Source organism: Cupriavidus pauculus (genome assembly GCF_008693385.1).
In the GTDB taxonomy this organism is placed as follows: domain Bacteria; phylum Pseudomonadota; class Gammaproteobacteria; order Burkholderiales; family Burkholderiaceae; genus Cupriavidus; species Cupriavidus pauculus_D.
The window spans coordinates 1,693,425-1,710,563 of record NZ_CP044067.1 but is presented as its reverse complement, the minus strand read 5'-3'; the positions used below and the strand labels follow the sequence as shown (position 1 = coordinate 1,710,563).

Genomic DNA, 17,139 nt, shown 5'->3' with positions numbered 1-17,139 from the left:
GATGCCCGCCTAGCGGTGCCCCTCGCGATCGAGCTCACCACGACTCAACTCGCCTTTTTCCAGATGCACGAGCGATTTCGCGGCATTGGCCGCATGCGCGTCGTGCGTGACCATGATGATGGTCTTGCCGAGTTCGCCGTTCAGGCGCTGCATCATGGCCAGGATCTCGGTGGCGGATGCGCGGTCGAGGTCGCCCGTGGGCTCGTCCGCGACGATCAGCATCGGATCGGTGATCAGCGCGCGCGCGATCGCCACGCGCTGCTGCTGTCCACCCGACAGCTCGGACGGATAGTGATCCATGCGATCGGCCAGGTTGACCATGCCCAGTACCATTTCCACGCGTTCCCGCCGCTCCGCGCGCGAAAGGCGCGTCATCATCAGCGGCAGCTCGACGTTCTCGAACGCGTTGAGCACCGGCATCAGGTTGTAGAACTGGAAGATGAAGCCGACGTGCCCAGCGCGCCATTCGGCCAGCGCGGCTTCCGGCAGCTGCGAGATATCGAGCCCGGCCACGAGCAGCTCGCCGCTATCGGGGCGATCGATGCCCGCGATCAGATTCAGCAGCGTGCTCTTGCCGGAGCCGGAAGGCCCCATCAGCGAGATGAAATCGCCCTCGGCGATCTCCAGCGTGATATCGGTCAGCACGGGCACCGTCTGCGCGCCGCGCCGGTACGACTTGGCGACGTGGCGGATATCGACGAGTGGGGTGGCGGCGGGCGTGTTCATGAACCCTTCTTGGCCACGCTTACCCTGGCACCGTCACCGAGCTTTTCGCCCGGAGCCAGCACCACGACATCGCCGGCCTTGACGCCCTGCACCGACACCAGATCGCCGATCTTCGCGCCGGCGGTGACCGGTACCTCGGCCGCCTTGCCGTCGCGGACCACGAACACCACCTGCCTGCCGTCGCGCGAAACCACGGCGCCGGGCTGCACGGCCGTCACGGGCTTGCGGTCCTCCGCGGGCGCGGCCTTCGACAGGAAGGCGATCTTGGCACTCATGTCGGGCAGCACGCGGGCGTCGCGATCGACGAAGCGCACCTTGACCAGCACCGTGGCCTTCGAGCGGTCCACGGTCGGCACGATGCGCGACACCTGTCCGGCAAAGCGCGTGTCGGGCAGCGCGTCGAGCAGCAGCTCGCACGGCTGGTTCAGCACGATCTTGGCGATATTGGATTCGGCCACGTCGGCCTCGACTTCGAGCGTATCCATGTCGGCGAGGGTGACCACCGCGCCCTTGGTGTCCGAGGCCTGCGAGAACGGCGTGATGTTGTCGCCGACGTTGGCCTGCTTGGTCAGCACCACGCCGTCGAACGGCGCGCGGATCACGGTCTGGTCGACCGCGACCTGCGCGGCCTGCGCGTTGGCTTCGGCGGAGGCGATCGATGCCACCGCGCTGCTCACGGAGGCCTTGGCCTTGTTGTAGCGTGCGAGGTCGGCATCGTACTGGGCCTGTGGGATGGCCTTTGGCTCCAGCAGCGTCTGCGACCGGCGCAGGCTGATCTCGGCATCGCGCAGCTCGGCCTGCTGCAGTTCGAGGTTGGCGCGCGCCACCTTGACCTGTGCCGCGGCTTGCGCCAGCGAGGCCGACACGTCCCGGCTTTCCAGCCGCGCGATGATCTCGTCCCGCTTGACGCGCGAGCCTTCCAGCACGCCGAGCCATTCGAGGCGCCCCTGCGCCTTGGAGGCGACCGCGGCCTTGCGTTGCGGCACGACATAGCCGGTGGCGTTGAGCAGCGTGTAGTTCTGCGTCGGATAGGCGGTGGTGACCGTCGCGGTCTCCACGGCCTGCGGGCCGGCCAGCCGCATGGCGACGCCCGCGAGCACCAGCAGCACGACGAGAATGGCCCCATAGCGGAACCACGGGCGCCTGCGGCGGGGCGCCGCGGCGGGTGCGCGGCGGTCGATTTTCAGTTTGGAGAGATCTTGATCAGCCAATTTCCGGGACCTGTTGCCATTGCGGACGCGATCGGAGCGCGCGATCGGAATCCGTTCGGGACCGATAGCGCTTCCGAAGTATAGCGTCCGCCGCATGACGGCCCCGGCGCAACCCCGGCGCTACAGTTCGTCGTCGAACCGGAAACCCGCCTTGGTGACCTTGGTCGCGGGGCCGGAGATGGCCTGCACGCGCACGGCGGTCATGCCCTGGCTGCGCGCATGCTGGATGAAATAGTTGAGCGCGGCGGCGCCCGCGCCGCGCACCGCGCCGTCACGCTCGGGGTCGAGCACGTTGTCGGGCGCGCTGACCACCATGAGGACCTCGGCATCGGTGCCGCCCCCGACGGGAATCTGCCCATAGAGCACGGCAACGGGCCGGCGGCGGAAGAAGACCGTCACGAAGACGCTATCGGCATACGTTCGCGCATAGGCGTGCCGCAGCGCGTCGTCGATCCCCTGCGTCATCGAGTATCCGGTCGCCGCGAGGAAATCGCGGCCCGCATGGGGCAGGTCGCGGCGGCACGGTGGGGAGAGGGGCGTGGTGGGCGAAACATCCGCCGGCTCGGGCAGCTCCGGCTGGAAGCCGTGTGTGGGAATCCGGATGCCGGGCAGCAGCGCCTGCATGTAACGCAGCTGCCATTCATACATTTCCACGCGAAGCGCCGTGATGTCGCTCGTATCCTCGCGCGTCGACACGCTGATGACAAACGGCTCGTCGACCAGCGTCGAGGGCGTGCCATGGCGGCGTTCGTGCGGCAATACGACGCGGTAGCGATAGTCGGCCAGGTCGTATCGATACCAGCCCAGCGTGTTCACGCCGGCTCGCGACACGCCGGCTTCGCCGGCGGGCGTGCCGCAGGCGACCGCGCCGAGCGCGTCGCGATCGGCGGCCAGTGGCTCGAGGTCGATCCGCGCGGCCATCGAGTAGGCGCGGATGACATTGGCCATATGGAATCCCAGCACGGCATCGGCAAGCCGCGTGTCCTCGGTATCGGTCTGCTCGCGGACGGCCGCCACGAACTCGGCCTCCTGATCGGCACTGCCCGCATCGCGGCGCACGGGCTGGCTGTCGAGCACGCGGCGAATGACCGCGCGATAGCGCGCGATGTCCCACCCCCTGGGAAACAGCGCCTGATACAGCGTGACGATGGCGGTCACGCGGCTGGCGCAGGCCTCCCAGTTGCCGATTCCGCGCTTGCCGATCCTTCGCTTGCCGCGCGTCCTGGCGAACGTGCGATGCGCCATCGCGAACACCCGATCGACGGAGATCCGGCAGACCCGCGCCGCCGCGCCCATGGCGAGCGGATCGCGATCGTCGGCGAAATACTGCGTCAGTATCGCCGCGCCGCGCGGTGGCCGGAGATCGCCGGCCCGCGCCTCCGCGCTCGCGTCTGGCTTGAGCCCAGTGAGGGCGTTGCCCAGTAATGCCTGCTCGCCGAAGCCCCTCGGCGGGTCGACGAGCGCATCTGCCCACGAGCCGATGGCCTTGCGCGGACGATCGAGCACGATCGCGCCTCGCTGGCTTGCGTTGACGATCGAGATCACGTCGTCCGCCTCCTCCGGCCATGGCAGCGTCGTGACGGGCATCGCATCGACGAAGCGGCCGTCGGCATCGCTGCGCACCAGCTGCACATCGATGGAATCGCCCACGCGGAAGGACATCGCCACCGTGGCGCGGTGCACGCGCGGATTGCCGGGCAGCACCAGCGATGCGCGATCGCGGCCTTTCACATGCACCCAGCTCGCGCCGCTGCTGTGGGAGATCGTCAGGCGGCCGCCGTACCGGAGCATCGCGTGCGCGTCCCGCCCAACATCCAGCGGCAGGGCGAGCTGGGGCAGGCGGTGTGCATCGCGCTTCCAGTCCGCGCCGAACATCGCGCGCAGATCGTAGGCGTCGGACGCCGGTATGACGCAGCGGCCTTCGCACAGGCGTGCGCGCGCGACCTGCAGCGAACGGATGGCATCGTTGAGCGCATGCCTGTTCAACGCCGACCAGTTGGCGTTCGCGGTGAACGACATCATGCGGCCCGTGCCATGCTTGCCGGCGTACGCGCGAACGACGAGGCCCGGCGGCACGCGCAGCGAGGAGATCATCCGGTCGAGCACCGAAAGATCGCCCACGATGTCGCCGGGCGCATGACAGCGCTCGCGGCTTCTGAAGTTCGCGTCTTCGTAGACACAAGCCACGGGCACCATCACGGCCGATGCGATCGCGCCGCGCGGAATGCCGCGCAGGGCGAGCGCGTCGGCATTGCCGGAGGCCGAGAGCCGCCAGAGGTTGCCGGACATCGCCGGTCCGTCGGACAGGTACATCAGCCCATGCCACGGAATGCGGACTTCCTCGAGAATCCGCCGCGCGGCGGGGCTGGCCTCCTGTAGCGCGATGACCGTGTCCGCGGGCATGCAGCGTGGCGGCTCGCGCTTCGATGCCAGCGACATGACGACGCAGGCTTTGGGCAGCGGTGCGCCCTGCGCCGCCGCCCGGGGGCCGCCGACGACTGCCACGCCGGTCGCGGTGGCCATGACGATTCGCAATATTCGGGTCATCTCCATTCCCGTTTCGCAAGAGGGGCGACTGGCACGACGCGTCTATTCGACAAGGCGATAGCCCATGCGATGCTTGATGGCGACCGAGGGCGCCGTCACCGCGTAGGCGCGCACCGCGGTCATCCCGAGCGAGGCGGCGTGTTGCACGAACGCATGGGACACGGCGGAACCGGCGCCATGCACGGCGCCCTCGGTATGGCGGTCCAGCACGCTGCGCGGCGCGCTGACAAGGAATCGGCTTTCCGCCACGCGTTCCCCGCTGGTCGGAATCGTGCCGAACAGTACCGCCACGGGCGAGCCCCGGAACGACGCGACAACGAAATGCGAACTCGCATCGGCTTCGCGCGTGGCCTCCTCGATGCCGTTGGCGATCGACGCGCCCGACATCGCCAGCACGAGGTTGGCCTGCGGGGTGGCCGCGGAGCAGGCTTGCGTGGCGGGCTCGCCGAGCGGCGCCACGCCGGCGCCGGCCGCATCGGTGACGGGCACCCCCGTCGCACCTTCCGCCGAGGCGGAGAACTCCCGCAGGTAGGCATCGCTCCAGTTCTGCATGAGCGCCCGGATGGACACCAGCAGTTCCGTGTCCTCCGCTCCCGCATGCATGAACGTAAACGGCTCGGGCGTGTCCTGGAACGCGCCCTGATGCCAGATGCGCGGATGGACCGTACGGGGCGTGTAGCCCGTCAGATCCAGCCAATAATCGCCCATCATCCCGCGCTGGGCGCGCGCGATGGCATCGGCGGAACCCGCGAGCGCGGCGCAACCGGGCGGCGCCGAGGTACCCGGCTGTTCGAGCGCGGCGAGCATGTCCATATTCCGGGCGAGCGAGTAGGCATGGAGCACATTGGCCTGATGGAAGGCCGCGATGGCGTCCCCGTACCGGCGATCCACATCGCCCGTCTGCTCCCGGACGGCGTGCACGAATTGCGCCGCGGGCGGTGTGCCCGCCACGCTGGCGGGCATCCGTCCATGATCGAGTGCGTCCCGGACGATGTTGCTGAATCGCTCGAGGTTCCAGCCATCGGGGAACAGGGTCTGGTAAAGCGAGACGATCAGCGTGGTGCGGCTCACGCAGGCGGACCAGTTCGGAATGCCTCGCATGGGCCGGGCGTTGAAGATCTGATACAGCGAGACGCGGCACACTCGCGCCGCGGCGCCCATCGCGAGCGGGTTGCCGGCATCGGCGAATGTGCGTACGAGCGTTGCCTCGGGGGCGCGCGCGGCGGGCGGCGCGGGGATCTGTGCCGGGCTATCGGTGCCTGCAGCGGTCGGGCGCGCGGGCTCGCAACCCCGCAGGAACGCGTTGCCGACGGCAAGGACCGGCACGCGCTGGCAGGTGGCGTCGCGTATCACGCGGTTGAGGGGATCCACGGCGTTGACCGTCAGATCCGCGCGTATCAGCGCGCGGGCAGGATGCGCATTGCGAATCGACACCACTTCATCGCGCTCCGTGGGCCACGGCAGCGAGTGGATGAGCGTGGCGTCGAGATAGCCCCGGTCCGCACCGCTGCGGATCAACTGCACATCGAAGCCCTGGCCAGGACGGAATTCCATGGCCACGGTCAGGTAGCGTGCGCGGTGGTCGCTCGACAGCGCCGCCAGCTGGCGATACGGCCAGAACGTCGTGATGATGGCGCCCGTATGCATCAGTTGCAGGTAAAGACCGTTGCCGAACTCGACGACCGCCCTGGCCTCGGGATCGATACGGAATGTCATGGCAAGCTGTGGATGGCCATGCGAGATATCGGACCACGTCCGGCCGAATTGCGCCGGCAGATCGTACGCATCGGCGTCGGGAATCGGGCAATCCGTACGGCACCGGATACTGACGCGAGCGACTTGCGCGGAGCGGATGGCATCGTCGATACCGAGTTTGCGAAGGCCCGCCTGATCGATGCTTCGGCGCAGCGTGGCGCTGCGACCTCTGGCGCCGGCCTCCGCATACACGCGCGCGCCAAGTCCCGGAGGCAGGCGGATCGACGAGGTCTTGCCGTCGAGCCGGGCAAACGACGGTTCCATCTCGCCCGGCGCGACGCACGACTGCTCCCCCTGAAAGCGGTCGTCGGCGTGAAAGCAGGCGACGGGCGCCAGCGCTGCGGACACGATCGACTGGGGCGCGATGCCCTCGGCAATCAGGGCGGCCTTGTCCATCGACTGTCCGACGCGCCAGAGGCGGCCCGTCAGGCGAGGGCGATCGGACAGGTACAGGGCATCGCCCGGACCCAGCGTAATGTGTTCGAAGGGGTAGAACGTACCCTGGAAGGCGCGTGCGTAGGTATGGAAGTCGATCTCGTCGTCGCTGCCAAGGCAGAGCTTCGGTGACGCGCCCGCCGTCATCGCAAAGAAGCACGCGCGCGCGCCGGCATCGGCAGAGATAGCCCCCGCCAGCAGGGCAAACAGCACAGCGACGCAGCGACGCGGGATTGGGCATGGCAAGGTCATTGCGAGGTTTTCGTCCCATCCGGTCAATCGATGGATCGGTCAATGGGTGGATCGGTCAATGGGTGGATCGATCAACGGTCAGTCGAGCAGGCGAAAGCCCACGCGTTGCTTGATGGCGACCGATGGTTCGGTGACGGCCAGCGCGCGCACCGCCGTCATGCTCCGGCTCAGCGCAAACTGAATGAACGCATGCGTCGCCGCGGAGCCCGCCCCGCGCACGGCGCCATCGGCATAGCGGTCGAGCACGTTCTGCGGCGCGCTCACGACGTAACGGCTTTCTGCCGTTTGAGAGCCGTCGGCCGGGATCTCTCCCAGCAGCACCGCCACCGGCTCGCCGCGGAACGACACCACGATGAAATGGTCCGACGGGCCGGGAGACAACGTCGCTTCCGCGATGCCCATGGCAATGGAGTTTCCGGACATCGCCAGTAGCCGGATGGATTCGGGGTCCGCCAGCGGACAGAGGGCCGGTGGCGGCGCCGGAAGCGGGGCGGCGCCAGCCACGTCGCGCGGCGGATCGCTGCCGGGATTGGCATCGGCCAGCAGCGTAGTGGCGGCCTCGAACGCGTACAGATAGGAGTTCCCCCAGCCATGCATCAGATAGCGGATGGACTCCATCAGCCCCGGCGTGTTCACGCCGCCCGCCTCGTAGGTGAACGACTCATGCGAGTTCTGGAACGCGCCGTTCCGCCAGACGCGCGGAATAACGGTGCGCGGCACATAATCGCCAATCGCCACCTGATACCACCCCATCATGCCGTGCCGCATCGCGGAGATGGACGCGTCGAGGGCGACGCCCTGGGGACAGCCGTGTGGGCCGCTGCGCTCGGCCCGTTCGATCGCGAGTTCCATGTCCTGCGTCCGCGCGCGCGAGTAGGCGTGGATGACGTTGGCCTGATGAAACGCGGCAATGGCGTCATCGAGACGCCGGTCCGTGCCGCCCGTCTGTTCCTGCACCGCGGTCACGAACTGCTTTGCCAGTTCGGTGTCCTTGACCCCGGGCGTGATGCCTTGATGGAGCGCGTCCGTCACGATGTTGGTGAAGTCCCGGAGATTCCATCGGTCGCCGAACAGGGTCTGATATAGCGTGATGATCAACGTAGTGCGGCTGACACAGGCGGACCAGTCGGCAATGACCCGCATGGGGCGTCTGACGTACAGCCGCTCCGGCATGACCTGGCAGACCCGTGACGCAGCGCCCATTGCCATGGGGTTTCCCGCGCCTGCGAATGTGCGGACGAGCACGGATTCGGACAGGCTTGGGAAACGGTTCGGCGGACTGGACAGCGGCGGCGCCGGCAGATGATCGAGCGGGCTGGCACATCCGAACAGGAACGCATGTCCGACGCCGAGCATGGGCTCGGTCCGACAATGCGCGTCGCGCGCGACGCGGGCGTCGGACGCTGCCGTCTGCATGGAGATCAGCGTCTGCACGAGCGCCTTTGCGGGTGCGGCGTTGCGGATCGACAGCATCTCCGCGCGCCGGGATGGCCATGGGAGGGTGAGGATGGCCGAGGCATCGATAAAGCGCCGTTCCGCATCGCTGCGAATGACCTGAACATCGAAGGCGTGCGGGGCGCGGAACTCGAAGGCGATGGTGAGGTGCCGCACATCCTGACGGGTCGGCAGCAGCGCATGCCGCCGATAGGGCCAGAACGTGGTGACCATTGCTTCCGATTGCATGACTTGCAGGTAGAGCGAATCGCCGAACTCGACCAGTGCGCGGGCATCGGCGTCGACCCGCAGCGTCACCGCGAACTGCGGATTGCCCCGCGACAGGTTCCACCACCCGTCGCCGAACAGCGTCGGCAGATCGTAGGCATCCGTCTCGGGGATCGGGCACTCGGCATGACAGCGGATACTGGTGCGCGCCACCTGGGCGGCCCGGATCGTGCCCGCCATGCCCAGCCGTTGCAGCGCGGCAAGATCCTGATTGCGGCGCACGAAGGCGTTGCGCCCGCGGCCCCCCGACTCGGCATAGACGCGAACGCCGAGGCCCGAGGGCACACGGATGGAAGCCACCTTCCCATCCAGCTTGCCAAGCGTCGGCAGAATTTCTCCGGGCTGGGCGCAGGATTTCTCTCCGGCCAGGCTGTTGTCGCCAAAGAAGCAGGCCACCGGCGCAAGGCGAGCGGATGCCGTGGAGTATGGCGCGATGCCCAGCGCGGAGATCTCCGACAGGTCGAGCGATCGGTCGATTCTCCAGATGCGTCCCGCGAGCCGGGGCTTATCGGAGAGATAGAGCACGTCCCCGCGTGCCATCAGCAGGCGATCCACGGGGTAGAACTTGAGGCTGCGCGCCTGTGCGTAGGGGCGCAGGTCGATCTCGTCGTCGTCCTGCATGCAGAGATGGCTGGGCAGGAACGACGCATCGGTGAAGAGACACGTCTTGGCATGGGCAACGCACGGCAAGCCGAGCAACGTGGCGACAGACGCCGCGGCTAGCGAGCGTGCGGGGTGCCTGCGGGATCCGGAGAGGCGCGACAAGACGACTCCTGTGAGTGCCGCGGTGCGACATGCACCGTTGGTGTGCAACCACAGTAGGCATCGCCGTCGGGATCGGACATGGCCAACTTACGAAATATTGGCCCAAGACTTGCTGCACAATGCGGTTTCCCAAGACATCGTGCATGTCCCATACAGGAGAGTTTCGACGATGAGCGCAGCAACCCCCGTCTTCCATATGCTGGCCGGCGCGCCGGATCCCGTGGCGCCGTTCAGCCATGCCGTGGAGGCCAATGGCTTCGTGTTCGTGACGGGCCAGATGCCCTTTCTCGGCACGGGCCTGGATTCCGGTTACCCCGAAGGCATCGAGGCGCAGACCCATCAGGTCATGAAGAACCTGACCACGGTGCTCGAGGGTTGCAAGCTCGGCCTCGAAAACGTGGTACAGGTGCGCGTGTACCTGACCGATTTCGATCGCGACTACGACACCATGAACAGGACGTACGCGAGCTACTGGCCCGTCGGCCGCCGTCCCGCGCGCACGTGCATCGGCGTGACGGGCCTGGCCAAGGGCGCGCTGATCGAGATCGACATGGTAGCGGTGCGCCCGACGGGCGCCTGATCCTTCGTCCGCCGCCGTCCTTACTTGCGCGGTGCCGGCGCGTTCTCGACGAACGCCTCGATGCCGCGCAGCTTGCCGACCACCTCGGCGATGTTCGGCCATAGCGACAGCGGCAGTCCCGCACGCTCCGCATTGATTGCCTGCGGGAACAGGAACAGGTCACCGACGGTCGGCGTATCGCCTGCTACGAACGCTCCTGCATGCGATCCCGAACGGCGCGACGCCAGCAACGATTCCACGGCACCGAAGCCTTCCCGGATCCAGTGCCGGTTCCAGTCGCCGATCGCGTTCGCATCCAGACCCAGCGCGCCGAGCTGCGCAGCCACGCGCGGCGGCACCAGCGCGTGGATCTCCGCGGCGATCGCCAGCGCCACCGAGCGGGTGAACGCGCGCGCTTCCGCGTCGGCGGGCAGCAGCGGCGGTTGCGGGAACCGCTCGTCCAGATACTCGATGATCGACAGCGACTGCGTGATCAGCGTGCCGTTCTCGGTCAGCAGCGCGGGCACGAGGCCCTGCGGATTCAGCGCGAGGTAGTCGCGCTGGCGATTCTCCGCGTCGGGGCCGAGGATCGACACCGGCAGAATTTCCGGCACGATGCCCTTGAGTGCCAGCGCGATACGCACGCGCGAGGTGGCCGAGGAAATTTCGTTGCTGTACAGCTTCATGACGTGCTCCATTGTCGTAATGTGGGTCTGTCCCGGCCGAATGCGGTCAGCCAAACGTGATCAGCCGAACGTGATCAGCCGAACGTGATCAGCCAAACGTAAAAACGTAGGCCTGCGCGCCGGGGTCGAGGAATCGGATCTCGAACGTGTGCTCGCCGACATTGCCGGCCTGGCGCACGAGCTGGTACAGGCGCGTCGCCGTGACGGCGCCATTGCCGGCCGCGTCGGTATCGGCGCCATGGCTCGTGCCCGGCGCCTTGCCATCGACCGTGACGAGGAAGCGCACCGCCTTGCCGTCGGCAGCGGGCCCGAGCACGAGGTGCAGGTCGCGCGCGCGGAAGCGGAACACGACGCTGCCGTCGGCGCGGTTCACCGTCGCCTTGTCCGCGCTCACGGTCCAGTTGCCGTTCAGGCCCCAGTGGTTCAGGCGCGGGGTGTCCGCCTTGTAGTCGCGCGGCGCATCGGGCAGCAGCCGCCCGCCGAAGCCGCCTGCCTCGAAGTTCGACGCCTGCTGGTAGCCGAGGTAGGTCTCGCCGGAGCCGATGTTCCGCAGATCCGGTGCGGCCTGGGCGCCGCTGGCCTCCGGCGCGACCATGTCCGTCGGCACGTCGCGATTGCCGGCTTCCTTGAGCAGCGCCTGGATGACCTGTTCCGAGCGCGCGTAGTCGCCCTCGCCGAACTGGTGATGGCGGATCTGCCCCGCGGCATCCACGAAATAGGCGGCCGGCCAGTAGTTGTTGTCGAACGCGCGCCAGATGTTGTAGTCGCTATCGACCGCCACCGGGAACTGGATGCGGAAGTCCGCGAGCGCGCGGCGGATGTTCGCGGACTTCTTCTCGAACGCGAACTCGGGCGTGTGCACGGCGACGATCTGCAGGCCCGGATATTTCGCGGCCCAGGCGCGCAGGTACGGCAGTGTGCGGATGCAGTTGATGCACGAGTACGTCCAGAAATAGACCAGCGTGGGTTTGCCGCGCAGTTGTTCGCGCGTAAGCGCCGGCGAGTTCAGCCATTCGGTCGCCCCGTCGAGCGCGGGCATGCGGCCCTCGACCGGCAGGCCACTGCGGTAGTTCATGTTGCCGATGCCATCGCGCACCGTGCTGCCACTGTCGTTGGCGGCGAGCAGCCTGCCCGGGGCCTCGCTGCGGGCGCCCGCGTGCAGGCCGTCGATCAGTGCCTGCTCCAGCCGGCTCGTGTTGTCGCCGCCCAGCCGGGCCAGCAGCCCCGTGTCCGCGCCGAAGCCGATGGCGATCACACCGGCAAGCACGCCCACCCCGAGCCCGCGGCGCAGGCCTTGCGCGGCACCGAGGGAGTTGCGCATCGCGGCGAACGCGCGGCCGCCGATGCCGAGCGCGACCGCGAGCGACGTGACCGCGCCGGCGGCGTAGGCCGCAAGCAGCAGCGTGGACTGGACGCTGGCACCGCGCAGTGCCGCACCGGTCAGCACGAGGCCGAGGATCGGACCCGCGCACGGCGCCCACAGCATGCCCGTGGCGACGCCGAGCACCAGCGAGCCGCCGACCGCGCGAGCGGTGGACGATGGCGTGGCGGCGGCATGGCGTTCGGCCAGCCGGTTGCCGAGCGCGACGAGCGGCGCGCTCAGCGCGTCCGCGAGCTTCGGCAGCAGCAGCGACAGCCCGAACACGCCGAGCACCACGAGCGCCGCGATGCGTCCATACTCGTTGAGGTGAACCACCCAGCCGCCGGCGACGGAGGCGAGCGACGCGACCGCCGCGAACGTGAGGGCCATGCCCGCGAGCATGGGCAGCGTGCCGGTGGCGAACGGCCGGCCGGCGCGGGAAAACACGAACGGCAGCACCGGCAGGATGCAAGGGCTCAGGATCGTCAGCGCGCCGCCAACGAAGGCAAGTATCAGCAAGGTCATGATCGGGACTCATCAGGCTGGGTATGCCGTCATGAGACCGCGCGGGGTTGTCTCCGATGTGTCGTCGCCGCGGGGCTACGTAAGGGACTGTGCGGAAAGCGCCTCCAGATACATTGCGATACACAACAATGACGATACAAACGAATACAATGCTGCGCATGCAGGCGGGACGTGCTTCGCCGCGTTCTTTTATTGATTCCGCAAGGCAGAACCTATGGATGCGCATATCGACCACGTCCTGATCGTCGATGACGATCGGGAAATCCGGGAATTGGTCTCGACGTACCTCACCAAGAACGGACTGCGCGTCACGGTGGCGCCCGATGGCCGGCATATGCGGCAGTTTCTGGATACCAATGCCGTCGACATGATCGTGCTCGACGTCATGCTGCCCGGGGACGACGGGCTCGTCCTTTGCCGGGAGCTGCGCGCAGGCAAGCACAAGTCCACGCCGATCCTGATGCTGACCGCGCGCGACGACGAGACCGATCGCATCATCGGGCTGGAGATGGGCGCGGACGATTACCTCGCCAAGCCGTTTGCCGCACGCGAGCTGCTGGCGCGCATCAAGGCCGTGCTGCGCCGCACACGCATGCTGCCGCCCAACCTGCAAATCACCGAGGCCGGGCAACTGCTGGCATTCGGCGACTGGGAGCTCGATACCACCGCGCGCCATCTGATCGACAAGGAAGGCACGATCGTCGCGCTGAGCGGCGGCGAGTACCGGCTGCTGCGCGTATTCGTCGATCATCCGCAGCGCGTGCTCAATCGCGATCAGCTGCTGAACCTCACGCAGGGCCGCGAAGCCGAACTGTTCGAACGTTCGGTAGACCTGCTGGTCAGCCGGCTGCGCCAGCGCCTCAACGACGACGCGCGCGAACCGATGTATATCAAGACCGTCCGCAACGAGGGCTATGTGTTCTCGGTGCCCGTCGAGATCAAAGAAGCCCGTCAATGAGCCGCCCCATGAGCGCGCCGGCCACGGCAGCCGCTGGCAACCAGGCATCGCCGGCCCGCAGGTGGCCGTGGCCGCGCTCGCTCGGCTCGCGGCTGTTCCTGATCCTGCTGGCCGGCCTGATCATCGCGCACGGCATGTCGTTCGCGGTGCTGTTCTACGAGCGGTACATGTCCGCGCGGCAGGTGATGCTCGGCACGCTGGAAACCGATATCGCCACCTCGCTGACCGTGCTCGACCGGCTGCCCGCGGCGGAACGGCCGCAATGGCTGCCGATCGTGAATCGCGGCAATTACCAATACATCCTCGGCCCCGGCCTTCCTGGCGTGCCCGCGCACGACCAGCGCAGCGCGGACATCGCGGCACGCATCACCGAGGCCAGTGGCGGCCGCTTTCCGGTCAAGGTGGAGTCGATCCCCAATGACGGCAAGCGCGTGCAGGCGCACCTGACGCTGAGCGACGGCAGCCCGCTGACGATCGACGTGCATCCGCGCATGACCCCGGTCGCGCAATGGCTGCCCTACGTGCTGGTGGCGCAGCTGGTATTGCTGATCCTGTGCTGCTGGTATGCGGTACGGCAGTCCATTCGCCCGCTCGTCGCGCTGGCCGATGCGGCCGATGCGCTCGATCCCAATGCCAAGGGGCCGCCGCTCAGCGAGCGCGGGCCCACGGAGGTGGCGCATGCGGCCACGGCATTCAACGCGATGCGTACCCGTATCGCCCGTTTCGTCGAGGAGCGCGTGCAGATTCTCGCCGCCATCTCTCACGACCTGCAAACGCCCATCACGCGCATGAAGCTGCGTGCCGAAATGGCCGAGGACTCGATCGAGAAGACCAAGCTCGTGCACGATCTGGCGGAGATCGAGCGGCTCGTGCAGGAAGGGCTCGCCTATGCGCGCACGACGCAGGGCGATGGGGAGAAAGCGTCGCGTATCGACATCGGCGCGTTCGTCGAGAGCCTGACCTACGATTACCAGGACACCGGCAAGGATGTGACCATCGTCGGCAACGTGGGCGGCGCGGTGGTCACGCGGCCGCACGCGCTGCGGCGCGTGATGACCAACCTGATCGACAATGCACTCAAGTTCGGCGGTGCCGCGGAACTGCTGGTGGCGCGCGACGGCGATGTGGTGACGATCCAGGTCATGGACCGTGGCAGCGGCATTCCCGAGGACAAGCTCGAGGCGGTCCTGCAGCCGTTCGTGCGGCTCGAGAATTCCCGCAGCCGCGAGACCGGCGGCACCGGCCTGGGCCTGGCGATCGCGCATCAGCTCGCTATTGCCATCGGCGGTTCGCTGCGCCTGCGCAACCGCGAGGGCGGCGGCCTCACCGCGGAGATCCGGCTCGCCTGACGGCTGGCCTGATATCCAGGCCGTATCCCGGCGGCGATGTATCGCATCTGTTTCATCGCCGCACGGATTTGAAAAGTTTCTTGTCGCGCGAACGCGCAGATACACAGTGATACATGGGCCCCTCCGGCCCCTCACATAATCCGGTTACCGCGCTGGATAGCGCATGATTGCCGCGCTGCGGAGCCGTGTTATGACCTTGCCCGACCATATCCTGATCGTCGACGACGATCGCGAGATCCGCGAACTCGTGGGGACCTACCTCGAGAACCAGGGCATGCGCGTCTCGCTCGCGGCCAATGGCCAGCAGATGCGCGCGGTGCTGGACAAGGCCGCCGTGGACCTCGTCGTGCTCGACCTGATGCTGCCCGGCGAGGACGGCCTGCAGCTGTGCCGCGACATGCGTGCCGGGGAGAAGCGGCATACCCCGATCCTGATGCTGACCGCGCGCAACGAGGAGACCGACCGCATCCTCGGGCTCGAGATGGGCGCGGACGACTACCTCGTCAAGCCGTTTGCCGCGCGCGAGCTCCTGGCGCGCATCCGCTCGGTGCTGCGCCGCACGCGCATGCTGCCGCCGAACCTGCAGGTGACGGAAGCGGCCACGGTGCTGTCGTTCGGCAACTGGCGGCTCGATACCACCGCGCGGCACCTGCTCGACGATACGGACGTGATCGTCTCGCTGAGCGGCGCCGAGTACCGGCTGCTGCGCACGTTCCTCGATCATCCGCAGCGTGTGCTCAACCGCGATCAGTTGCTCAACCTGACGCAGGGCCGCGACGCCGAACTGTTCGAGCGCTCGATCGACCTGATGGTCAGCCGTCTGCGGCAACGCCTGCGTGACGATGCGCGCGAGCCGCGCTATATCAAGACCGTCCGCAACGAAGGCTACGTGTTCTCTTCCGCGGTCGAAATCCGTGAGGCCCGCTCATGAACCTTGCTGCCCGTGCAGGGAAGCTGTGGCCGCGCACGCTGTTCGCGCGCCTGATGGTGATCCTCGTGGTCGGTCTCACGCTGGCGCAGGGCCTGTCCTTCGGGGTCGTGCTGATCGAGCGCATGCAGGCGGCCAACAAGCTCATGCTCGGCAACCTCGAGCTCGACGTCGCGGGATCGGTGGCCATTCTCGACCGCCTGCCGCCGGCGGAGCGGCCGATGTGGGTAGAACGGCTCAACCGCGGCAGCTATACGTACCTGCTCGATGCCGGCACCGCCGGCCCCGCGCTCGCGTCGCCAATGTCGCAGCGCGCGGCCACGGCGATCGTCGGCGTGCTCGAGCCGCGCTACAGGACCGCCGTCAACGCGGTGCCCGGCCCAGGCGAACATTTTCAGGTGCATCTGACGCTCGCCGACGGCAGCCCGCTGACGGTCGATGTCAAGCCGAGCGGCATCGTGCTATCGACGTGGCTGCCTGTGCTGTTCTGCGTGCAGCTCGCGATGATCGGTGCCTGCGCGTGGCTCGCGGTCCGTCTGGTCACACGGCCGCTCAAGCAACTGGCTGCGGCGGCGGAAAACCTTGGCCCCGATCTCAAGGGCGACCGGATTCCCGAGCAGGGGCCGGACGAAGTCGTGCACGCGGCCACGGCGTTCAACGCGATGCAGGCGCGCATCGCGGGATATCTGTCCGAGCGCATCCAGATTCTCGCGGCGATCTCGCACGACCTGCAGACGCCGATCACGCGCATGCGGCTGCGGCTGGATCTGATGGAGAACTGCGAAACGCGCGCGAAGCTGCATGGCGACCTGCGGGAGATGGAGCATCTGGTGCGCGAGGGCGTGACCTACGCGCGCACGCTGCACGGTGGCGCGGAAACGCCGGTACGCATCGATCCCGATGCATTGCTGGACAGCATCGCCTGCGATTATCGCGATGGCGGGCAGCCGATCGCCATCGACGGGCACCTCGACGCACCCGTCGTCACGCGGCCGCAGGCCTTGCGGCGCATCCTGACCAATCTGATCGACAACGCGCTGAAGTTCGGCGGCGACGTAAGCGTGGCTGTCGATCGCACGCAGGACGGGCAGCTCTCGATCGCCGTGCGCGATCGCGGACCGGGTATCCCCGACGCGGAGCTCGAGCGCGTGCTGCAGCCGTTCTATCGGCTCGAAGCGTCGCGCAACCGTGGCACGGGCGGCACGGGGCTCGGTCTTGCGATCGCGCAGCAGCTTGCGAATGCACTGGGCGGCAAGCTCGCGCTGGCCAACCGCACGGAAGGCGGCCTGGAGGCGCGGCTCACGCTGCCGGCCTGAGTTTGTACACGGATGTATCAGGCGATTCCGCTGATACGTCGGCTC

The 17,139-nt window shown here is 67.7% G+C and carries 12 protein-coding genes; 5 read left to right on the top strand and 7 right to left on the bottom strand.

The features are described 5' to 3' along the window. Positions 1 to 9 precede the first annotated feature (9 nt). The 5 genes from FOB72_RS25950 to FOB72_RS25930 form a co-directional block, all read right to left on the bottom strand. A complete protein-coding gene (locus tag FOB72_RS25950) occupies positions 10 to 726 on the bottom strand; it encodes an ABC transporter ATP-binding protein (RefSeq protein WP_150375629.1) in 717 nt (238 codons plus the stop codon). Continuing rightward, positions 723 to 1,937, bottom strand: coding sequence for an efflux RND transporter periplasmic adaptor subunit (locus FOB72_RS25945; RefSeq protein ID WP_150375627.1), 1,215 nt, complete (start codon positions 1,935 to 1,937; stop codon positions 723 to 725). The genes FOB72_RS25950 and FOB72_RS25945 overlap by 4 nt, the downstream gene beginning before the upstream one ends. A gap of 120 nt (positions 1,938 to 2,057) precedes the next feature. Next, entirely contained in the window at positions 2,058 to 4,460 is a 2,403-nt protein-coding gene (locus tag FOB72_RS25940; protein WP_150375625.1) for a hypothetical protein, read from the bottom strand. 66 nt (positions 4,461 to 4,526) lie between these two features. After that, positions 4,527 to 6,887, bottom strand: coding sequence for a hypothetical protein (locus tag FOB72_RS25935; RefSeq protein WP_150375623.1), 2,361 nt, complete (start codon positions 6,885 to 6,887; stop codon positions 4,527 to 4,529). Positions 6,888 to 7,004: 117 nt separating this feature from the next. Then, positions 7,005 to 9,413, bottom strand: a complete 2,409-nt coding sequence (locus FOB72_RS25930; protein ID WP_150375621.1) for a hypothetical protein — start codon at positions 9,411 to 9,413, stop codon at positions 7,005 to 7,007. A 169-nt stretch (positions 9,414 to 9,582) separates the two neighbouring features. Here FOB72_RS25930 and FOB72_RS25925 point away from each other — a divergent pair, with 169 nt between their 5' ends. After that, positions 9,583 to 9,993, top strand: a complete 411-nt coding sequence (locus FOB72_RS25925) for a RidA family protein (RefSeq protein ID WP_223851575.1) — start codon at positions 9,583 to 9,585, stop codon at positions 9,991 to 9,993. Between the two features lie 20 nt (positions 9,994 to 10,013). Here FOB72_RS25925 and maiA read toward each other — a convergent pair whose 3' ends face one another. Together maiA and FOB72_RS25915 are read right to left on the bottom strand one after the other, a co-directional pair. After that, entirely contained in the window at positions 10,014 to 10,658 is a 645-nt protein-coding gene (gene maiA, locus FOB72_RS25920) for a maleylacetoacetate isomerase (protein WP_150375619.1), read from the bottom strand. A gap of 88 nt (positions 10,659 to 10,746) precedes the next feature. Further along, entirely contained in the window at positions 10,747 to 12,543 is a 1,797-nt protein-coding gene (locus FOB72_RS25915; RefSeq protein ID WP_150375617.1) for a cytochrome c biogenesis protein CcdA, read from the bottom strand. Between the two features lie 214 nt (positions 12,544 to 12,757). Between FOB72_RS25915 and FOB72_RS25910 the strand changes: the two genes are divergently transcribed. The 4 genes from FOB72_RS25910 (at position 12,758) to FOB72_RS25895 (ending at position 17,094) form a co-directional block, all read left to right on the top strand. Continuing rightward, entirely contained in the window at positions 12,758 to 13,501 is a 744-nt protein-coding gene (locus FOB72_RS25910) for a response regulator (RefSeq protein ID WP_150375615.1), read from the top strand. Further along, complete coding sequence (locus FOB72_RS25905) at positions 13,498 to 14,850, top strand: sensor histidine kinase (protein ID WP_411859846.1); 1,353 nt, start codon at positions 13,498 to 13,500, stop codon at positions 14,848 to 14,850. Before FOB72_RS25910 ends, FOB72_RS25905 begins: the two co-directional genes overlap by 4 nt. A 190-nt stretch (positions 14,851 to 15,040) precedes the next feature. Next, complete coding sequence (locus FOB72_RS25900; protein ID WP_150375613.1) at positions 15,041 to 15,781, top strand: response regulator; 741 nt, start codon at positions 15,041 to 15,043, stop codon at positions 15,779 to 15,781. After that, entirely contained in the window at positions 15,778 to 17,094 is a 1,317-nt protein-coding gene (locus tag FOB72_RS25895) for an ATP-binding protein (protein ID WP_150375611.1), read from the top strand. The genes FOB72_RS25900 and FOB72_RS25895 overlap by 4 nt, the downstream gene beginning before the upstream one ends. The last annotated feature ends 45 nt before the right edge of the window (positions 17,095 to 17,139 follow it).

Excerpts from the sequence above, each read along its gene's own strand:
- FOB72_RS25950 (WP_150375629.1), bottom strand. The coding sequence starts at position 726 with ATGAACACGCCCGCCGCCACCCCACTCGTCGATATCCGCCACGTCGCC.
- FOB72_RS25940 (WP_150375625.1), bottom strand. The coding sequence starts at position 4,460 with ATGGCCACCGCGACCGGCGTGGCAGTCGTCGGCGGCCCCCGGGCGGCG.
- FOB72_RS25925 (WP_223851575.1), top strand. The coding sequence starts at position 9,583 with ATGAGCGCAGCAACCCCCGTCTTCCATATGCTGGCCGGCGCGCCGGAT.
- maiA (WP_150375619.1), bottom strand. The coding sequence starts at position 10,658 with ATGAAGCTGTACAGCAACGAAATTTCCTCGGCCACCTCGCGCGTGCGT.
- FOB72_RS25915 (WP_150375617.1), bottom strand. The coding sequence starts at position 12,543 with ATGACCTTGCTGATACTTGCCTTCGTTGGCGGCGCGCTGACGATCCTG.
- FOB72_RS25910 (WP_150375615.1), top strand. The coding sequence starts at position 12,758 with ATGGATGCGCATATCGACCACGTCCTGATCGTCGATGACGATCGGGAA.
- FOB72_RS25905 (WP_411859846.1), top strand. The coding sequence starts at position 13,498 with ATGAGCCGCCCCATGAGCGCGCCGGCCACGGCAGCCGCTGGCAACCAG.
- FOB72_RS25900 (WP_150375613.1), top strand. The coding sequence starts at position 15,041 with ATGACCTTGCCCGACCATATCCTGATCGTCGACGACGATCGCGAGATC.
- FOB72_RS25895 (WP_150375611.1), top strand. The coding sequence starts at position 15,778 with ATGAACCTTGCTGCCCGTGCAGGGAAGCTGTGGCCGCGCACGCTGTTC.